This window comes from Granulicella sp. L56 (assembly GCF_009765835.1).
Taxonomy (GTDB): domain Bacteria; phylum Acidobacteriota; class Terriglobia; order Terriglobales; family Acidobacteriaceae; genus Edaphobacter.
Genome location: NZ_LMUS01000006.1, coordinates 1 through 18766 on the forward strand (window position 1 = coordinate 1; position 18766 = coordinate 18766).

Sequence of the window (18766 nt, forward strand, 5' to 3'; positions counted from 1 at the left end):
CACCCTCGATAACAACTCCACCAATAACCCCGCTCCAGCCATCACCCTCACCGGAACGGGAACCACCGCAACACATGAGGTCGATCTGAGTTGGAATCCTCCTGTTACTTCAATTGATCCGGTCGCTGGTTACAACATCTATCGTGCGACCGGTGGCAGCTCTTCGTTCCAACTGCTGAATTCAACGGTCGATAGTGTCACAACCTATGTCGACAGTACGGTCCAAAGCGGTTCGACATACACCTATATTGTAAAAAGCGTTGATGGTTCCGGCGTCGTGAGCGTCGCTTCTAACCAGGTCAACGTGACCATTCCTTAGCAGCCTCCAATTCCGTACGCATATCCGCGCCCGGCTGCGTATCAGTCTGAGCTAAGATTTATGGCATTTCTGCGCAATCCATCCTTTTACGCATTCTTCGCCAGATGGCACACAACATTGAACAGAGACGAGCACGAAGAAGTTCAAACGTATTTTGGGCGTAACTCCCGGCCAGTATGTTCCACACTCAGATTCGATTTAGCGAAAATCTATCCTGAAAGATCACTAACTGAATAAACTCCAGGATCGCTTGTGCTGGGCCTCCCCGTCTCAACATGCCCGGCGAAGCGACGAAAGAACGCGGAGTCTTCTTTATCTTCTATTGAAATGTCAAACCATCCTGAACTGGATGCAAGCAGCCACGAATCCTCTGTCCTTGCACCGGCCGCTAGCTCATAGTGTCTTGTTTCGGAATTCCCATAGCTGTTCCGGACTATTAGCGCACATGACGCTGCTCCTTCATTGACGAGCGTGAGATAGACATCGCCGGACTGTCTATCGTAGTGCACCGTTGCTTCAGGCTTCGACGTTGCCGCTTTTCGGACAGAAGGAAAGCGGCCCTTGAAATGAAAAAGGGAGCCATTCGGCCCATAGATGGATAGATCATAGCCAGCTTCGTTCTTGAGCGGCTCCCAGTAGTCGGAGAGTGTTTTCGATGCTGAGAGAGCATAACGCCGCGGGGATTGATGCGGCGCACGCCCGTTATAAACATAGAAAGCTACGCCTGCACGGTCTACATTTTCAAAATCGATCCACACCTTTTCTTCCTCAATGCGGCATCGTGTCGAAAACTCATAAGGCAATGGTCGAGCAGGCCGGACGCCGGGCTCTTGCAAAGGCATCTTTTGAATCATCGGAACTCTATACGGCTGGTGACGAGAAACGATGGGCTCAGGTACAACGAACAAAGAAACTTTAGCGTCCGACACGCTAGAAAAGTCGAAGGCGGACGTGAGATCCCCACAAACTGCTCGGCGCCATTTACTGATATTCGGTTCCTGTACACCAAAACGAGCTTCAAGAAACTGCAATACTGAAGTATGGTCGAAGGTCTGCGAACAAACCCATCCGCCTTTCGTCCAGGGAGACACAATCAACATTGGCACCCTCGGCCCTAGTCCAACCGGTTGTAAGCCCCTAGCATCGGCGCCCGGAATCAGCGGGTGCTCCTCTTTGCCGTACCTGTCCATATCAACGAACTCGTCCTTCAGGCTATCGGCCAGATCGTCTGACACTCGCCCTTGTGCATTCATTGCCTGTGTATTTGGGGGCATTGGCGGCACAACATGATCGAAGAGGCCATCATTCTCGTCATAGTTAATCAAAAAAGCCGTCTTGCCCCATATCTCTGGCTTTGAAGTAAGTGCTTCCAGAACGAGATTGATATAGTAAGCGCCATCGGTAGGTGAAGCTTCAGGATGCTCACAATACTTATAAGGTGCCACGATCCATGAAACCTGCGGCAATCGGTTATTTTGGACATCATCGTGAAAATCTACAAGCGTATGCGTTGAAGCACCTTTTTGCACTAATGCACTTGTAGCCGATGCCCCTTCTGCTACTTGGTACTGAGCAAAAAATTCAAGAGAGTTATCCGTGTAATTATCTGTTGGAGTTCCGGGAACACCAGAACCTCCTTGATAAACCTTCCAACTCACATTGTTTGCTTCAAGGCGCTCAGAGTATGTTGTCCAGGTATAGCCATTTACTTTCCCCCGTTCTTCAAGTGCTGGCCCGTTTGGCTTAGTTCCATGTGTATTACGCGGATCGCATGTTCCCGTCCATAGATAGATTCGATTGACCAGTGTGTCAGCAAACGCAGAGCAGAAATAAGAATCGCAAAGCGTAAAGGCATCGGCAAGAGCATAATGAAAGCTAACGTCTTCGCGCTTCAGATAGCCCATGGTCAGCACGTCTTGCTTCTGATTTACCCACTGGTCGTACTTACCGTGATTCCAGGCAAGATGGCCACTGCTCCAGCCATGATCTGTGCCTGCTTGATATTCGGTTGTATTCTTCGGGTTTAGATACCATGGCAAAATATGTTTTGCATGTGCAGACAAACCGCGATTATGATAGCGCTTCGTCTTAATCTTAGCTGGCGGCTGATACCAGATCGGGTTCCCATTCGGCAATTTAACAGGCCGAGGATCATTGAAGCCGCGAACTCCACGTAGCGATCCAAAATAATGATCGAACGAGCGGTTCTCCTGCATCAGGATCACAACATGTCCAACGTCTTGTATAGAGCCCTTCGTCCGATTGGCTGGAAGAGCAAGCGCTTTGCGGATGCTCTGTGGCAACAGCGCCGTACCGGTTGCTGCTGCTGCCATGCGAAGAAACTCTCGTCTGTTCTTGCTTTGACCCACCAAACAAATCTCCTGAATTCAATTTATTATCTCGCACAACATTCACTCTCAATCGGCGGCATCTGTGCAACAAGGATGGCCCGGTAGGCCACCCTTATTGTGCTGATCGCCGAGCGGCTATGAAAGCTGCAACTTAGAATTGCAATCTTAGAGACACCTGCCCTGTGCGGTTGCCGCTGAAATCTCCAAGTCTGGCGCTAGTAATAACGCCGAACTGAGGACTGGAGATATCTACATTCGGATCTGCCAGATTAGTGTGGTTGACGACATTGGTGAAGGTTCCCTCGGCGCGGAGCGATACTCCCTCTGTGATCGCAAAGCTCTTGCTCAGCCCCGTCGATAGATTGAAGGTCCCGGGGCCGACAACCGAGCCCATCTGCTCGTTACCGAACCGTCCGATTGGAAGGGGATCTGCGATTCCGTTCCGAATCTGACCGTCGCCAGTGTGGCACGGATTGCCGGGGATCCAACTTGGGTCGCCAGGACAGACGAACGATGTCTTTTTGATCCAGTTATTTCGATTTTGGCCAGCAGGAACATAGCTTCCACTAACACGGTCCGTCTTCTGAGTATGGTGACCAAGATCGCCATAAAGACCTCCATTGAGCCCCGAACCGGTGCCGGATGGATCACCTTGTCCACTGTCGAAGTACGGAGAAAGGAATGGACCGGTCTGCAGAAGAAGAATATTCGAGATCTGCCAACCGCCCACTGCTGCGTCAAGTACGCGGTTCATCTTGCCGCCATACCGGAGTCCGCGGCCTATCGGAATGGCATACACCATCGTGGTGTTCCAGCGATGACGTCGAGTTCCATAGATCTGACCAAAATCAACATTTGGATCATACCCATACGATGCTCGGCCACCGCCAGTCTCACCGGTAAAGCTGCCGCTGCCAGGGCCCTGGTTATTGGAAAGATTTTTAGCTAACGTGTACGTCGAGTCGAAGGTCAGGCCATTGGAAAGGTGGTGTGAAAGCTCCATCTGCATCGACTGATAGTTTGAGGCAGCTCCTGTAGAACGTGTATTGATGCGGCCCCAGTTGGGAAAGGGACGCGCGGAGAGTGGCTGATAGTATGCCGACATCGTGCTGGAGTACGGAAGATCATTTAGATTGGGTGCCCATACCAGGTGATGTGAAGTCATGCCGATGTACGAGACACGCAAGCCGTAATTATGTCCAAGATCGCGATCGACAGAGAGTGATACCTGCTCTGAGTATGGATCTTTCCAGTTGATATCGTTGGCTGTTCCAAAGTAAGCCTGGCCATAGGCGGCAGCATTACTGTTTTCGCCAGCGCCCGCATATATCTGCGGCCAGACATAGGATGGGCCTGTTGGAGTAAGTAAATTTTGATAGGTCTCGGTCCCTGACTGCAGTGTTCCTGTCAAGGAGTAGAAGTTACCTCCAAGTAAGGTGATGTTATACATGCCAAAACCACCGCGGATAACTGTTCTGTCGTTGCTGAAGGGACGGTAGGCAAACCCCAGCCGCGGGAAGAACCGCTTTTTAGATGAGAGGCGAAGGCCGTCCGGCAGGCCTGCTTGAGAATTGGAGAGCGTCGGTGTACACGCTGCGCCATTTTGCGCGGGGAGTCCGCTCGACTGACCAAGCCCACAGGAATTGAAAGAGTCGATAAATGGGATATCGACGATGCTTCCCTTCCCGTCTGGATAGATGACGCGGCCTGACTTGGCAACCGATGGATCAAAGTTTCCGATATTGCCCGAAGGGTCATGGTATGCAGGGTGAAATTCCCAACGAATACCGTAGCTCAGAGTGAGTCGATCGGTCACCTTCCACTGATCTTGCGCATAGGCCTGATAGTGCATGGTCTGGCCATCGTTATCGGACTGCACGACATCGTAGAACGTATTGTTGGGTGCACCAATAAGGAAGTCTGCAAACTCCTGGCCCGTAAAGGTGGCGCTGGAGTAATCGAAGGTCCCATAATTGTCGGCTCCGTTGAACCCGAGCGGAGTGATGGCTTCGATTTTCCGGACATCAACGCCAAATTTCATGCTATGGCGTCCCTTCGTCCAACTTAGCCCATCGGTGTAGACGAAGGTGCGGGATTTAGTGAGCGAATTTAACCGATCTGCGTCGAGTTCAGTGAGAAAACTAAAATCGAGTTCAGGTAGTCCGTTGTAGAAAAGATTTTGCAAACCGACAAGGCCACTGCCTTGAGCAAAGCTCTTTCCGTCGAAAGAATTCGTGTTGCCTGTAGTTTGAAGCGTCGCACCGATGCGAAGCTCATTTTCCAGATTTGCAGTAAAGCTGTAGTTGAATGCTCCAAGAAAGACACGGTTTTGGCTGATATGTGAACTGGACGGAACCATTAGATTATTAGGGCTCGCCTGGTTGAGATTTTTCCAGGTAAACCGCCCAAAAATAAGAGCCTTCTTGCCAAGATACTGGTCGCCACGAACATCAAATTGGTTCGAGAAAAGTGAATTCTCTTGATTGGTTGCGTAGTTGACGGTGCCAGGAATATAGACGTTAGGATTTCCGAGATTAGGATCCGGAAAGAATTGAAGAAATTTTTGCGACACGGAATTCAGTGGAACTGTGTAATTTGGATAAGTTCCACCCGTGAAGGGGTCCTTAAGAGGTGTAACCCCTTGTACGCCAGAAAAATCACCACTCTTCATAGCGGTGGTTGGCACTTCAAACTGAGCAGGCGTGGTTCGTGGTCCGCGATATCCTTCATAGGTAGTGAAGAAAAACGTCTTATCGTGACCGTTATAAAGATGTGGAATATAGACAGGACCACCGGCAGTGATACCAAAATCATTGGTGGAAACGTGCGGCTTGGTGAGCGAACCATAAGGGGTGGCGTTGAATGCCGACTCCTGGTGATACCAGAAAAGCGCGCCGTGCAGGTGATTGGTGCCGCCTTTGGTGATGCTGGTGACTTCGCCGGGTTGCCCAAACTCTGCATTATTGAGAACGCCGTCTACGCGGATCTCAGAGATCGAATCACCTGAGGGAAGGGCGTCCGCCATAGGGGAATTACCGGTGCTGCTCTGAATCGTAATGCCGTCGACAGAAACCTCAGTCTGAAATGGGAGACCTCCCTGAACTGAATAGTTTCCTGACGAGTCCGCCTGCACTCCTGGCAATGTCTGAATGATGGTAAGAGGGCTTGTTCCGCTGGTACTGGCGCGGTAGTTTGCTGGAAGGTCCCGAACTGCCACTGCTGAAAGCGACGCATCGATCGACGCTGTCTCTGTTTGAATCGTACCTGCGCTGGCAGCGTCTACGGTTACTTGTTGATCGATCTTCCCGACGGTAAGTGCTGCATCGGCGCGGAGTTGTTGACGGGCCGTCAAGGTGAGGTCTCGCAGTACCTCGCTTTGAAAGCCCTCTGCATTGATTTCCACCATATAGTGGTCCGCTGGAATATTCAGTAGCTGGTAATCCCCAGCGCTGTTGCTGGTGACAGTCCGGGAGACGCCTGTGTCGGTGTCGGTAATCTTTACCGACGCGTTCGGCACTGCGGCTCCGGTCTGATCCTTTACCGTTCCCAGAATGGAGCCTTGAATCGACTGGGCTATCACCGGACAAGCAGACAAGATCGTCACCGCAAGAACTAGGATAAGAGAGCGAACTACTATCGTCAGTCGCATATTTTCCTTTCAGCTGAGTAAATCGATGGGCCTCAAATAAGACGAAACTTATTCATCACGTGCACTGGAATTAAATGAGACAAACGCACATACAAAGGCTCTGCAAGCGTCTTGCAAAGTGCCTTTGGCCGTCATAGCTCGTCCGACGTTCATCACCATATAGGTGCAGAATAGTCAGCAAACGGCGAGACCGTTATCTAATATCGGCAAAAGAGAATATTTTTTGTGATCTATTCACAGAAGCATTACGAAACGAATGCTTGACGCCGCTTCAGACGCTGAGACGGAAGCTCACCAAAGAGTCCTTGATAGTCTCTAGCAAACTGGCTTAGGTGCCAGAATCCCCAATCCGCAGCGGCCTGCTGAACCGACATGACACCCGAACTGGGGTCACGTAAGCAACGGCGCACTCCATTGAGCCGAAGCGTCCGCAGATACGCATTCGGACTCATCCCCATGACATCTTGAAAGGCATATTGCAACGTGCGACGACTGATCTGAAACGTCTGACAAAGATTGACGACGGTAATCGTCTCTTCCTGATTCTGCAGAAGATACTGCCGAACCTCGCGCACAATTTTATAGTGACTCATTTGGCTATAAGGTGCGCGGCCCGTGGTCTCATGGGTGCTGCAAATGTCTGCCAGTGCGTCCAGCACGGCAATTCGAATACTCTTGCTCGACGAAGGATTGGCAACAATATCTGGAGTGCGGGCGCCCTCTTCCAGAATTTGTCTTACCAATTCCTGAAGGCGCATTCGCTGACCAGGCCTAATTTTGAGCAGTTCGTCTTGCATGACACGAGGTAATCTACTGGACTGGTTCAATGCCTGAATATGATTTTCCAGATCTTTTCTATCGACAACGAGGCCAAGAATTTCAAAGTTGTTTGGCGTCAGCAGCTCGAACTGGGAATGTCCAGGGCGCATGGCGATGGTATCTTCCCCCATAGAAAAAGAAGCCAGTTTACAGCCTTCCGTTCTGGTCATTGGGATTCCGAACCACCAACTTTCGGAGTCCACAACGCACGACTGTCGAAGAACATGACTGGTAGCTTCGTGGAAGATCTGCATCCTGCCAATCCATAGCTCATGAATACTGCCGGAAAAGCGCCCGGGGGCAAGCTGATCGTAGAGCTGGCACCATCCTGTCAAGCTAAGGGCCTGGTCATCCACGTCGGTTGCGGTATGAGAATAAAATCCATGCCTGGGTAAGCTACCCATTTCTTCCGGAATGGTCGATGAAGCAGCCATGCTATGTTCTCACCCAACTCATATGCGCTAGTATGCATCCTGCCTATATGCGAAACAAGAAGATTACAGAAGAAATAATAAAGTGATCGCGGAAAGAGTTTTTTTCTATTGAGGCCAACCGGGACGAGATACCGTTTTCTTCATTTGCAAAGTCGTGCTGCCCGATTCATCTGAGGCTGTCAGATGTGTAACAGTGCTGTCATCTTTGAGCCGAACTCCCGTCCCTCCCAGAACTCGCGCTTCCCGAAGCAAATAGACCAGCTTGTAAGCTGCCTGTTCGTAGGAAAGGCCAGCCGGGCGAATATTTGAAATGCAGTTACGCTCTGCGTCGGAACGTCCAACATAAGGTTCATAGGTTATATAGGCTCCCAGACTATCGGCTGCGGTCAATCCTGGCCGTTCCCCGATCAGGATGACGACTGCCTCTGCACCACGAATAGCACCGATCTCGTCCCCCAGAGCCACGCGCGCTTGAGTGGCAAGCACGATGTCATCCAGATCCCACTCGACAAGTTGAGGTTTCAATATCTTCAACAGCGCGAGCGAATGTTCTTGGGGAGCAAGCGATGAAAGCCCATCCGCGATGACGATAGTAAGTCTTCTGGCCGAATTTGATGTCGGCTGCAGATCGCTAATGCAGTCAATCGAGAGCCTGCGACCTAAATCGGGGCGATGAAGATACTCTATGCGATCCTTGGCTTGGCTCCATGCCCTCCGTGAATAAAATCCTGCATCTTTCAACTCCAGTGATAATGTATCTGGCTGAAACGGCGCATAGATCACATTGCGAGCTCGCGCATGCGCCATGCTAAAACTCAGCATTGCCTCTGTCGGCAGGCTCGATCCAACCCTTCCCAAACCAATATGTGCTTGAGTGAATCGCGATAACGTTCGCCAGGGATCGGGCTTTGCAAGAGATTTGATCATGCATCACCAATGGCTAGAAGTCCGCCAGAAAGCAGTGCGCCTGCTGCTTCTTCAGGTGGCATTAGCATACCTGCTGCGTCTGCAATCCCCATTTCTTGCAGCCAGATTTCAAACTCGGGAGCGCGTCTTAACCCTAGAACTTTTCGCACATAAAGTGCATCGTGAAATGATGTGCTCTGGTAGTTCAGCATAATGTCGTCCGCGCCAGGAACCCCCATAATGAAATTCACGCCGGCGACTCCAAGCAGCGTCAATAGCGTATCCATATCATCCTGGTCAGCTTCTGCGTGATTGGTATAGCACACGTCACATCCCATCGGCAGGCCCAGCAGCTTGCCGCAGAAGTGGTCCTCAAGTCCTGCCCGAATAATCTGTTTGCTATCGAAAAGATACTCCGGGCCAATGAACCCGACGACTGTATTGACGAGCAGCGGTGAGTATTGCCGTGCTACCGCATAGGCTCGCGCTTCGCAGGTCTGCTGATCGACACCGAAGTGTGCATCGGCAGAGAGCGCACTTCCCTGCCCGGTTTCAAAATACATGCAGTTTTGCCCAACCGTACCTCGCTTGAGCGAAAGCGCGGCCTCATGTGCTTCTTTCAACAAGCCAAGCGTGATGCCAAAACCTTCATTCGCTTTCTGCGTCCCCGCGATGGACTGAAACACAAGGTCAACGGGAGCCCCTGATTCTATTGCTCTCATCGTATTGGTAATATGCGTCAAGACGCAGGCTTGCAGCGGCGCATTGAACCGCAGCCTGAAGTTATCGAGTCCACGTAAAAGCTCGATCGCTGTTGCCGTACTGTCGCTTGCCGGATTGATGCCGATCACAGCATCGCCGCAACCGTAGAGCAACCCATCGATCGTAGAGGCTAGGATGCCCCTAATATTGTCAGCGGGATGATTCGGCTGGAGCCGAACCGACATGCGTCCGGGTAAGCCAATCGTGTTACGAAAGCGCGTAATGACGTTGCACTTGCGCGCTGCCAGAATCAGGTCCTGATTGCGCATTAGTTTCGAGACTGCCGCTACCATCTCTGGCGTCAAACCAGGGGCTACGGCTTTCAAGGCATCGGAGTCGCGTTCATCACTTAAAATCCACTCGCGCAACTGCCCAATAGTCAGATGTCGAATTGGCGAAAAGGCTGCTTCATCGTGAGTGTCAATAATGAGACGGGTGACCTCATCGTTCTCATAGGGGACAACGGCCTCATTCAAAAAATGTGTCAGTGGTACTTCGGCCAGAGCATATCTTGCGGCAATTCTCTCAATGTCCGATTCCGCGGCGAGCCCCGCTAAGACATCTCCGGAGCGCAAAGGGCTGGCCCTCGCGAGCAGTGTCTTGAGATCGTCAAAGCGATACGTCCGGTCATGAGTCGCATACGAGAAATTCACAAGTTGGGATGCTCCTTAATCTCGCTGAAAGATTCGGTTTATATCGTCTTTCTGCGCCAACTTAGCCGCAACCCAAGATAGCCCACCGACAGCAGAGCAACGAACAGTGTAGCGATAAGGCGGTTGTAGTAAACCACACTTGCGATGCAGGTGCCGGCGCAAAGCAGCGTCCAGATGGGTGCAAATGGATAGAGGCGAGCCCGGAACGGCCGCGGCAGATTAGGTTCCGTTTTCCGCAACTTAAAGAGTGCCAGCATGCTGACGATATACATCACCAACGCTCCCAGCACCGACATCGTGACGATATTCGCCGTCAGCGGTTGGCCTCCAATGCTGATCCATGAATCACTGTAAATCGCTGCGATACCCACGATACCGCCTGCAAGGATAGCGATATAAGGAGTCTCGAATCGCGAATGCACCTTTCCTAAAAACGATGGCAGATATCCGGCCCGTGCCAGCGCAAATATCTGTCGCGAGTAGCCGAAGATGATGCCGTGCAGCGAGGCCACCAGACCGAACAGTCCCAACCAGACCAGCATATGCAGCCATCCGCTCTTTGCCCCTACAATCATTTTCATCGCCTGCGGCAACGGATCGTTGATGTTTGCGAGCAACCGCCAATCGCCTACCGAGCCGGCAAAGATCATTACACCCATCGCAAGTATCAGGAGCGTTAATATTCCGCCAATATAAGCAATAGGAATCGAATGGGATGGCCGCTTCACCTCTTCCGCCGCCATTGCAACTCCTTCGATGGCAAGGAAGAACCAGATTGCAAAAGGTACCGCCGCAAACATGCCAGCCATTGTGATCGCAGAGAAGTGATCGTGCCCGGCCCAGCCGCCAGCAAGGAAGTTGCTCAATTTAAATCCCGGAGCAACGACGGCCATAAAGACCAGAAGTTCAATAATGGCGAGCAGCGTGACGATGAACTCAAAACTGGCAGCGATTCGTACTCCAACAATATTGATCGCCATAAAGAGTAGATAAGCAAGCACTGCAGCATGCTTCGGTGCGAGTCCCGAGAACTGAACATGGAGATATGCACCAATCGCAAGAGCAATCGCCGGCGGCGCAAAGACAAACTCCACCAGCGTGGCAGCCGCTGCGATGTACCCCCCCGTATCTCCAAACGCCCGCTGCGCATAAGCGAAGGGACCGCCAGCACTCGGGATTGCAGTTGTCAACTCAGTAAAGCTGAAGATAAAGGCGGCGTACATCGTAGCTACCAGGATGGTAGTAAGCAGAAAACCCAGCGTACCCGCGCTCGCCCATCCATAGCTCCAGCCAAAATACTCACCCGAGATGACGAGGCCGACCGCAATGCCCCATAACTGCCACGTATTCAGAGTTGCTTTTAGGTGCGCGTGTTCTTCCATGTCGCCTCGTAGCCTTCATTATTATGGGATTATCCGGAATCGAGTTATCAAAAATCGGCAATCTCTTTGCTTTCATGGCAGTTCCGCGCAAATTTCGATTACTTCAATGCGTCATCTCTTCTAGCCCTCTCGAAGCTAAGACATAAATCATCGGCCCAGCGATAACGCTGGGCCGATTGGTTGAACAAAGGATTTATATACTTAAACCGCGAGAGCGACATCTGAACGTTGAGTCAATTCCCCGCATCGGCCGCAATTGCTCTCCCCTTGACAGAAAAATAAGCTGCGAGTGGATCCTGGGGAAGAGCTTTCAATCCAGCCACAACACTCTGGGCATTGAGCGCCGCTCCTGCCCAACTGGTATGTGTATGCGGATCGGCGAACAGCGGTTCGACCTTTTGCTCGCCAAGTTCATCGTAGCGGCGCGCAATAATCGCATTCAGATCAATGAAGGCAACATCCTGCTGCTCTGCTATCTGCCGGACCCATCCGCCATAGTTGTCGAAGTTGCGAACTACTTTGCCGTCCTTCCATATCTTGCGCGGAATCGGTGAGCAAAGAATCGGGATTGCCCCTTTTGCCATTGTATCGGTCACATACTGGCGCATATACCAGCCATAGGTATGAACGGTCTCATGCCGCTTGAGGATAGGATTTTCAATCTCCCTGCTCTCGTCGCCGACGCCTGGAATGGTGCCACGAGCGCGAGCCGTATCGTCGAGCGGGCCCGAATCGTTGTGCCCAAACTGGAAGAGAACGATGTCGCCCGGTTTCATCAATGCAAGCGTGTCGGCCCAGTGCCCTTCGGTAATGTAGGTGCGGCTGCTGCGACCGCCGATGGCACGATTAACAACATTGATCTTCGACGTGTCGAAGAGATCGACAATTGGCTCTCCCCAGCCCCACTGTCCATGAGCGCCATCGCCATGGCCATTGCGAACGGTAGAGTCACCAACGATGAAGAGCGTTGGCAGATGCGGGTTGGCGGGTGCAGGCAGCCCAAGTTTGGCATGGACAGTCGGATCGGTTGGCGACCCAGGCTCCACAGTCATCTGGGTGACCTGCGCTCGTACTGCCGGAAGAACAAGAAGGCAAACTGTGACAAAGGCAAGGAGGGATAGAGTCCGCGGGATCGCAAGTTTCTTCATTGAAACTATTTACCCTATACGGAATTCAATCGTCAAATCTAAGATACGACATAGAGCTAAAAAAAAACGTCATCTCGACTGGAGGCGCGCGGCTTTATCGCACGCCGTAATGGAGAGACAATCCCCTGTATTTCGCCGTTGCCGCTGCCTACCCTCCAACCCAGCCACAAATCCACACACCGTCAAACCAGAAATTAACAACCCCAACCCAGCCCCCGGCACCGTCGCTTGTTATCCTAATAACTGCCATGCCAACGAAAAAAGAACTCCTCGCCCACCCCATCCAGCACATCGATATCAAGCAGCACAACGTCGTCGCTCTCGTCGACGCCATGCAGTCGATGGCCTACAGCTCGCGTGACACCGCCCGCGCCGCCAGCATCTACGACATGATGCTCCGCGATACCGACTGCGGCGTCGTCCTCTGCCTCGCCGGTTCGCTCATCTCCGCCGGTCTGCAGAAGGTCATCATCGACCTCGTCCGCAACAACATGGTCGATGCCATCGTCTCCACCGGGGCCAACATCGTCGATCAGGACTTCTTCGAGGCCCTCGGCTTCAACCACTACATCGCCGGTGACGAGTACAAGTACGGCGCAGGAGACGCTGACCTCCGCGAGCTGGCCATCGACCGCATCTACGACACCTTCATCGACGAGGACGAGCTGCGCATCTGCGACGAGACAATCCACCAGATCACCAACTCGCTCGAGCACCGCCCCTACAGCTCGCGCGAGTTCATCCGCGAGATGGGAGCTTACCTCGTCAAAGAAGGCAAAACTCCACAGGCTGGCGGACGCGACTCCATCGTCCTCACCGCCTACGAGAAGAACGTGCCCATCTTCTGCCCGGCTTTCTCCGACTGCTCCGCCGGCTTCGGCCTCGTCGCCCACCAGCACGCGCGCCAGGGCAAGTCTATGGTCTCGCTCGACAGCGCCAAGGATTTCTACGAGCTCACCCAGCTCAAGATCGCCAATCCAACCACCGGATTGCTGATGATCGGTGGCGGCGTTCCCAAGAACTTCGCGCAGGACATCGTGGTGGCAGCGGACGTTCTCGGCGTCGAAGCGTCGATGCACAAGTACGCCATCCAGATCACCGTGGCCGACGCCCGCGACGGTGCTCTGTCGGGCAGCACCCTCAAGGAAGCCAGCAGTTGGGGCAAGGTCGACCTCACCTACGAGCAGATGGTCTTCTCCGAAGCCACCATGGCGCTGCCGCTCATTGCCGGCTACGCCTTCCACAAGAATGCTCAGGCCGCCCGCAGAGGCAAGGCTTGGACAAAAATCCTCGATCAGGTGCCGGTCAACGCCTAGCCTGTATCCAAACCTATGATAAAAATGACGTTCCTTCTGGAACGTCTTTTTTTATGTATCAATCAGATTCCATCAATCCGAAGGTCATATCTCTTGCGTTACCATTACGCTGCTGAACAAGTTACCCTATAGTTACGGGCCAAAATGCACATGCTTCTCATCCTCGGATATCTTCTGCTCCTCGGCATCATCGGCCTCCTGCTCGTCGCCGTCGTACGCTCGCGGAATAGTCTCCGGGACATCTCTACCCAACTGACGCAGGCTCGCGAACAGCAGCACCAACACAGCCTGCAACTAACGGAACGCTCGCAGTTAGACACCCTCAAGGACGAGTTCATCTCCACCGTCTCGCACGAGCTGCGCACACCGCTCACCAGCATTCGCGGCGCGCTGGGACTGCTCTCTTCCGGCGTCATCGGCGACGTCGACGCCAAGGCGCAGAACCTGCTCCGCATCGCCGTCACCAACACCGACCGTCTTATCCGGCTCATCAACGACATCCTCGACATCGAGCGCATGGAATCGGGCCGCGCTCCCCTGCAAGTCCGCCGCTGCTCCCTGCGCGAGCTATGCAAGCAGGCCATCGAAACCATGAAGCCGATGGCCGACGCGAACACCGTCCACATCGAGCTGATCGCGCCGACGCCCGCAACCGAAGGCCTCTTCTTCGACGGCGACTCCGACCGCATCCTTCAGGTCCTCACCAATCTCCTCTCCAACGCCATCAAGTTCTCTCCCGCTGCTTCTACGATCCGCATCCACACCGAAGCCACCTCGGACTCAATACTCCTCAAAGTATCCGACGAAGGCCGCGGTATTCCGGCCGACAAGCTCGATAACATCTTCGACCGCTTCCAGCAGGTCGAGCCGTCCGACGCGCGCCAGAAAGGCGGAACCGGCCTTGGACTCTCCATCTGCCGCAGCATCGTCCAGCAGCACAGCGGCTCCATCTGGGCGCAACGCAACCTCGGCCCCGGAACCACCTTCTACGTCATGCTCCCCCGCGTCACGCGGGCCAGCGACCTTGCACGGCAACCAGCCTCATCCGAGTCTCCCGTCGGCAACGGCTCCATCCTCATCTGCGACGACGATCCCGGTATCCGCACCATCGTCTCCGAACACCTTCACCGTCAGGGTTACACCGTAATCGAGGCCAACTCGGGACAGCAGGCCCTTACTCTCGCCACCGAGCACCAGGTGGAAGCGATCCTCCTCGATCTTTATATGCCCGGCCTCAGCGGCTGGGAGACGCTTCAACACCTGCGCAACACCCCGGCCACAGCCCACATTCCAGTGGTGGTTCTCAGCGTGCTCTCCCCAACCTTGCGTCCCCAGTTCACCGGCGATGCTCAGGGATGGGTGCAGAAACCCTTCAACGAGAAGCTCCTCTTCGCCGAACTAGGCCGCGTTCTCCACCATGGCGATGGACCTGCCAACGTTCTTCTCGTCGAAGATGACTTCGACCTTGCCAACGTCGTCCTCGCCAGCTTTCAGAACGCAGCCATCCACATCGACCATGCCGCCACGCGCCAGCAGGCGATTCGGCAATGCATCGATTCTCCCCCTGACCTTCTGATCCTCGACCTGACTCTTCCGGACGGCGATGGCTTCAGCCTGGTCGACTGGCTGCGGCAACAACCGGCGCTCCGCGCTCTTCCCCTGGTCGTCTACTCCGGACGCGAAGTGTCCGACGGCGAGATGGCGAAGCTCCGGTTGGGGCCGACCGAGTTTCTTACCAAGGCACGCATCCAGCCGCAAGAGGTCGAAGAACTGGTCGTTTCGATGGTGCAACGCCTTCGTTCCCAGCACACCGAACTCGCTCCTATTAGCACAAATTAGTTGAAGTTCCTGCGAAACTCCGCAGTTGCACCACTTTCCGGCGGAGCATGAGAAAATAGGCTCGCTCATGAAACGCATTTTAATCATTGACGATGAAGAGGATATCCGCGAAGTTGCTGCGCTTGCCCTTGAAGCCACCGCCGGTTGGACAGTCTTCACTGCGGGCTCCGGCGTCGAAGGGATTGCAACTGCCACCAAGGAACAGCCCGATGCGATCCTGATGGACGTCATGATGCCGGGCGTCGATGGCCCGACTACTTTTCTCAATATGCAGCAGAACCCGCTTGTCGCCCATATTCCCGTTCTCCTGCTCACGGCCAAGGTTCAGGGAGTCGATCAACGCCGCTTCGCCAGCCTTGGCCTGGCTGCAGTCCTCTTCAAGCCCTTTGACCCCATGACTTTAGCCCGCCAGATCTCTGAAGCCCTGGGGTGGAAAGAAGATTCGTCAGCCTAGTCGCTTGCCGTCTCAATTTATCGGTCCCGCTCATGACTCCGGAAAACGAATCGAAAAAACTTAATGCCCTGCTGGCAGGCCTGTGGGAACGAGGTCTTCCTCTGCTGCAGGAACGGCTCGCAATTCTTGATCGCGCAGCAACGGCAGCGGAATCGGGAGAACTTAGCGAAGTCTTGCGGATCGAGGCGCTTGAGATTGCACACAAGTTCGCCGGCTCTTTGGGTATGTTCGGGTACTCCGATGGAACAGAGATCGCTCGGCAGATTGAACAGCTACTTGGTGCCATCACTCCGGCCACTTCGAGCCGCCTTGCACTGTTAGTCACCCAATTGCATCGGACTTTGCAGCTTAAATAGTTTGCAGTTGCAGGTATCTCCAGCCTTCGCCGGAAAGAAGCGTCATTCTGACAAACCGTCAAAGAAAAGAGCCCGGTCATCGACCGGGCTCTCAATGCGGAACGAATGCGGATTAGCTGCTTGCCGGAGTGGAACCGGGTGCACCCGGTGTGGCAGGCTGCTTCGAGTAGCGGACTGCACCACCCTTTTCGTACTTCTCCATCAGATCGCCCATGTAGACACGGAAGATCTCGTCCTGCCGCTCTCCCAACAACTGCGCTTTCGTCTTGTCAAAGTTCTTGGCGATATCGTCAGCCGTCGGCTCCTGCTTGTCAAGTACGGCGAGCACAACGCCTACCCGGCCAGCATTGATTGGACCTGAGATCGCTCCTTTGGCAAGCGAGAAAGCAACAGCGCCCGGTCCGCTCATCGCGCCCAGATCGGGAACCTGGCCGTCCTTGCCGACAAAGTCGCTGGTCTTTACCGGGATGTTCATCTCGGCGGCAGCCTTCTTCAGATCGTTCAGAACCTTGGCCCGATCATCGAGCTTGCCAAGCTGCGTGGCCAACAACTGGGGCAACTGCTGCTCCCTGAAATCATCAACGATATGCGACTTGTAGTCCGCAAAGTCAGGAGCGTGGGCAGCCTTTACGTCTTCCACCTGGAAGATCGCGAACCCGTTACCAGTCGAAACTGCCGCAGGTGCTGCTCCCTTGGCAGCCGAGAATGCCTGCGCCAGCAGTGCGGCGCCATCGGAGAGCCCGGCGACAACGCCGTCCTTCGCGATGTAATCCGTTGTGACCACATGCAGCCCCTTCGCAACGGCAGCCTTATCCAGACCATTCGCCTTGGCGTCGTTTGCCAGTTGCGTGGCGAAGTTCTGCTCAGCGGCTCCAGCCTTTTGCTGTTCGAGCACCGGAACGATCTCTGGTTTTACCTCGGCGAGCGGCCGTTCATGAGCCGTCTTCTTATCTTCCACCTGCAGAATGTGATAGCCAAACTGCGTCTTAATTACATCGGAGGTCTGTCCGGGGGCCAGTGCAAAGGCCGCCTTGTCGAACTCCGGCACCGTCTTGCCATGGTCAAGCCAGCCAAGCTCGCCGCCCTGGTCCTTGCTGCCGGGGTCATCTGAATTCTTCTTTGCCAGGTCGGCAAAGTTGCCGCCGCTCTTGATCTGCTTCAGCAAGTCATCTACCTTCGCCTTAGCTGCTGCGTCCGTCTTGGCGTCCGCACCTTGCGGGACGGCAATCAGAATGTGACGAACCTTGACCTGGTCCTGCACCTTGTACTCATCCTGATGCTGCGTGTAGTAGGCCTGAACCTCGGCATCCGTGATCTGCGGCTTGCCGCCGGGCAGGTTGGATGCGTCAAAGGCGACGTATGCGATCTTGCGCGTCTCAGGAATTGCTGTCGCGTAACGCGCCTGGTTCGACTTGAAGAATGCCTGCAACTCCGCATCGCTTGGGTTGATCGTCTTAGCCAGATCGTCCGATGAGATCACAGCATAGTCGAACTTAACCTTGGTTCCCTGTACCTGGTAGGCCTCGCGAACTGCGGCATCGGACACGGTCACGCCGCCGGTAATCAGAGCCTGCAGACGCGTCAGCTCCATGTCGCTCTTCACCTTCGATTCGAAGTCGCTGCGGCTGGTCTGAAAGTTGCTCTGGACGAAATTCATGTAGCCGTCATCGCCAACGTACTGTCCATTCGGAAACAGGTACTGGGCGAAAGGCCCCGTCTTCAATTCATTGCGAAGGTCCTCGTCGCTCACCTCCAGCTTCATCTTGTCGGCTTCGCGCTTCAGGATGGCACGCTGCACCAGCACCTGCCCGGCGCGCTGGGTCATATACGGCATCAGGAAATCGGGGAGATGCTGCTGCTGCAGTTGCCGCTGCGCAAGCTGTTCGACATCCGTTTCCTTGATGGGGACGCTCTCCCCTACAAATCTACCAAGGATTCCAGGGCCGCGAACCGTCGCATAGGTGCCGTTCGGCCCGGCGCTGTCAGTATTGTCGAAGATACCCGGAACCAGCGTGATGACCATGGTGACGCAAGCCACGGTAATAATGACGGCAAAGATAATCTTGATGAGGCGGTTGTCCTGCTGCAGAATGCGAATCATGCTAGATGAAAGACCTTCACTTCGCGCGTGCCCGCCCTCCATTTCGGATGGCGACCGCGTGCCCGGGATTTTGCGCGGCATAGTTGCACGTCTGGTTGACGCGTACCACGCCATTTGCAGGGCAAGCAACCAGTATAAATCAGTGCGAGTCTGAATTCATCCAAAGGCATTCCAGGATTTTAGAACTTGACCCATATTGGGCGATGCAGGATAGGGTCCGGAGGCGCGCTTTTGGAGATGCGGCGCTGTTCTCTCTTCCCGACAAAATTACAGAAGG

At 54.0% G+C, this 18766-nt stretch carries 13 protein-coding genes; 5 read left to right on the top strand and 8 right to left on the bottom strand.

Going from position 1 to position 18766, the window contains the following annotated elements; translation table 11 throughout:
• Positions 1 to 319, top strand: a 319-nt coding sequence (locus tag GSQ81_RS07900; RefSeq protein ID WP_174237958.1) for a fibronectin type III domain-containing protein, incomplete at its 5' end; no start/stop codon positions are given.
• 209 nt (positions 320 to 528) lie between these two features.
• Here GSQ81_RS07900 and GSQ81_RS07905 read toward each other — a convergent pair.
• The 7 genes from GSQ81_RS07905 to GSQ81_RS07935 all read right to left on the bottom strand — a co-directional run bounded on the left by GSQ81_RS07905 (position 529) and on the right by GSQ81_RS07935 (position 12423).
• Positions 529 to 2688, bottom strand: a complete 2160-nt coding sequence (locus tag GSQ81_RS07905; protein WP_158910246.1) for a phosphocholine-specific phospholipase C — start codon at positions 2686 to 2688, stop codon at positions 529 to 531.
• Positions 2689 to 2821: 133 nt separating this feature from the next.
• Positions 2822 to 6319 carry a TonB-dependent receptor gene (locus GSQ81_RS07910; RefSeq protein ID WP_158910247.1) on the bottom strand — a complete coding sequence of 1166 codons (3498 nt, stop codon included), beginning with the start codon at positions 6317 to 6319 and terminating at the stop codon, positions 2822 to 2824.
• 245 nt (positions 6320 to 6564) lie between these two features.
• Positions 6565 to 7572 (bottom strand): helix-turn-helix domain-containing protein, encoded by a 1008-nt coding sequence (locus tag GSQ81_RS07915; protein ID WP_158910248.1) that lies wholly within the window; start codon positions 7570 to 7572, stop codon positions 6565 to 6567.
• A gap of 105 nt (positions 7573 to 7677) precedes the next feature.
• Positions 7678 to 8499, bottom strand: coding sequence for an ethanolamine ammonia-lyase subunit EutC (eutC, locus tag GSQ81_RS07920; protein WP_158910249.1), 822 nt, complete (start codon positions 8497 to 8499; stop codon positions 7678 to 7680).
• Positions 8496 to 9893, bottom strand: coding sequence for an ethanolamine ammonia-lyase subunit EutB (locus GSQ81_RS07925; protein WP_158910250.1), 1398 nt, complete (start codon positions 9891 to 9893; stop codon positions 8496 to 8498). Before GSQ81_RS07925 ends, eutC begins: the two co-directional genes overlap by 4 nt.
• 38 nt (positions 9894 to 9931) lie before the next feature.
• A complete protein-coding gene (gene eat, locus GSQ81_RS07930; RefSeq protein ID WP_158910251.1) occupies positions 9932 to 11275 on the bottom strand; it encodes an ethanolamine permease in 1344 nt (447 codons plus the stop codon).
• Positions 11276 to 11508: 233 nt separating this feature from the next.
• Complete coding sequence (locus GSQ81_RS07935) at positions 11509 to 12423, bottom strand: rhamnogalacturonan acetylesterase (protein WP_254060074.1); 915 nt, start codon at positions 12421 to 12423, stop codon at positions 11509 to 11511.
• 248 nt (positions 12424 to 12671) lie between these two features.
• Here GSQ81_RS07935 and GSQ81_RS07940 point away from each other — a divergent pair, with 248 nt between their 5' ends.
• From GSQ81_RS07940 to GSQ81_RS07955, 4 genes are all read left to right on the top strand, one after another.
• Positions 12672 to 13739 (top strand): deoxyhypusine synthase, encoded by a 1068-nt coding sequence (locus tag GSQ81_RS07940; protein WP_158910252.1) that lies wholly within the window; start codon positions 12672 to 12674, stop codon positions 13737 to 13739.
• Between the two features lie 150 nt (positions 13740 to 13889).
• Positions 13890 to 15578 carry a response regulator gene (locus tag GSQ81_RS07945; protein WP_254060075.1) on the top strand — a complete coding sequence of 563 codons (1689 nt, stop codon included), beginning with the start codon at positions 13890 to 13892 and terminating at the stop codon, positions 15576 to 15578.
• 67 nt (positions 15579 to 15645) lie between these two features.
• Positions 15646 to 16032, top strand: coding sequence for a response regulator (locus GSQ81_RS07950; protein ID WP_158910254.1), 387 nt, complete (start codon positions 15646 to 15648; stop codon positions 16030 to 16032).
• A gap of 32 nt (positions 16033 to 16064) precedes the next feature.
• Positions 16065 to 16388, top strand: coding sequence for an Hpt domain-containing protein (locus tag GSQ81_RS07955; RefSeq protein WP_158910255.1), 324 nt, complete (start codon positions 16065 to 16067; stop codon positions 16386 to 16388).
• A gap of 112 nt (positions 16389 to 16500) precedes the next feature.
• Here the strand turns inward: GSQ81_RS07955 and GSQ81_RS07960 are convergent, their stop codons facing one another.
• Positions 16501 to 18489 (bottom strand): peptidylprolyl isomerase, encoded by a 1989-nt coding sequence (locus tag GSQ81_RS07960; protein ID WP_158910256.1) that lies wholly within the window; start codon positions 18487 to 18489, stop codon positions 16501 to 16503.
• Positions 18490 to 18766 lie beyond the last annotated feature (277 nt).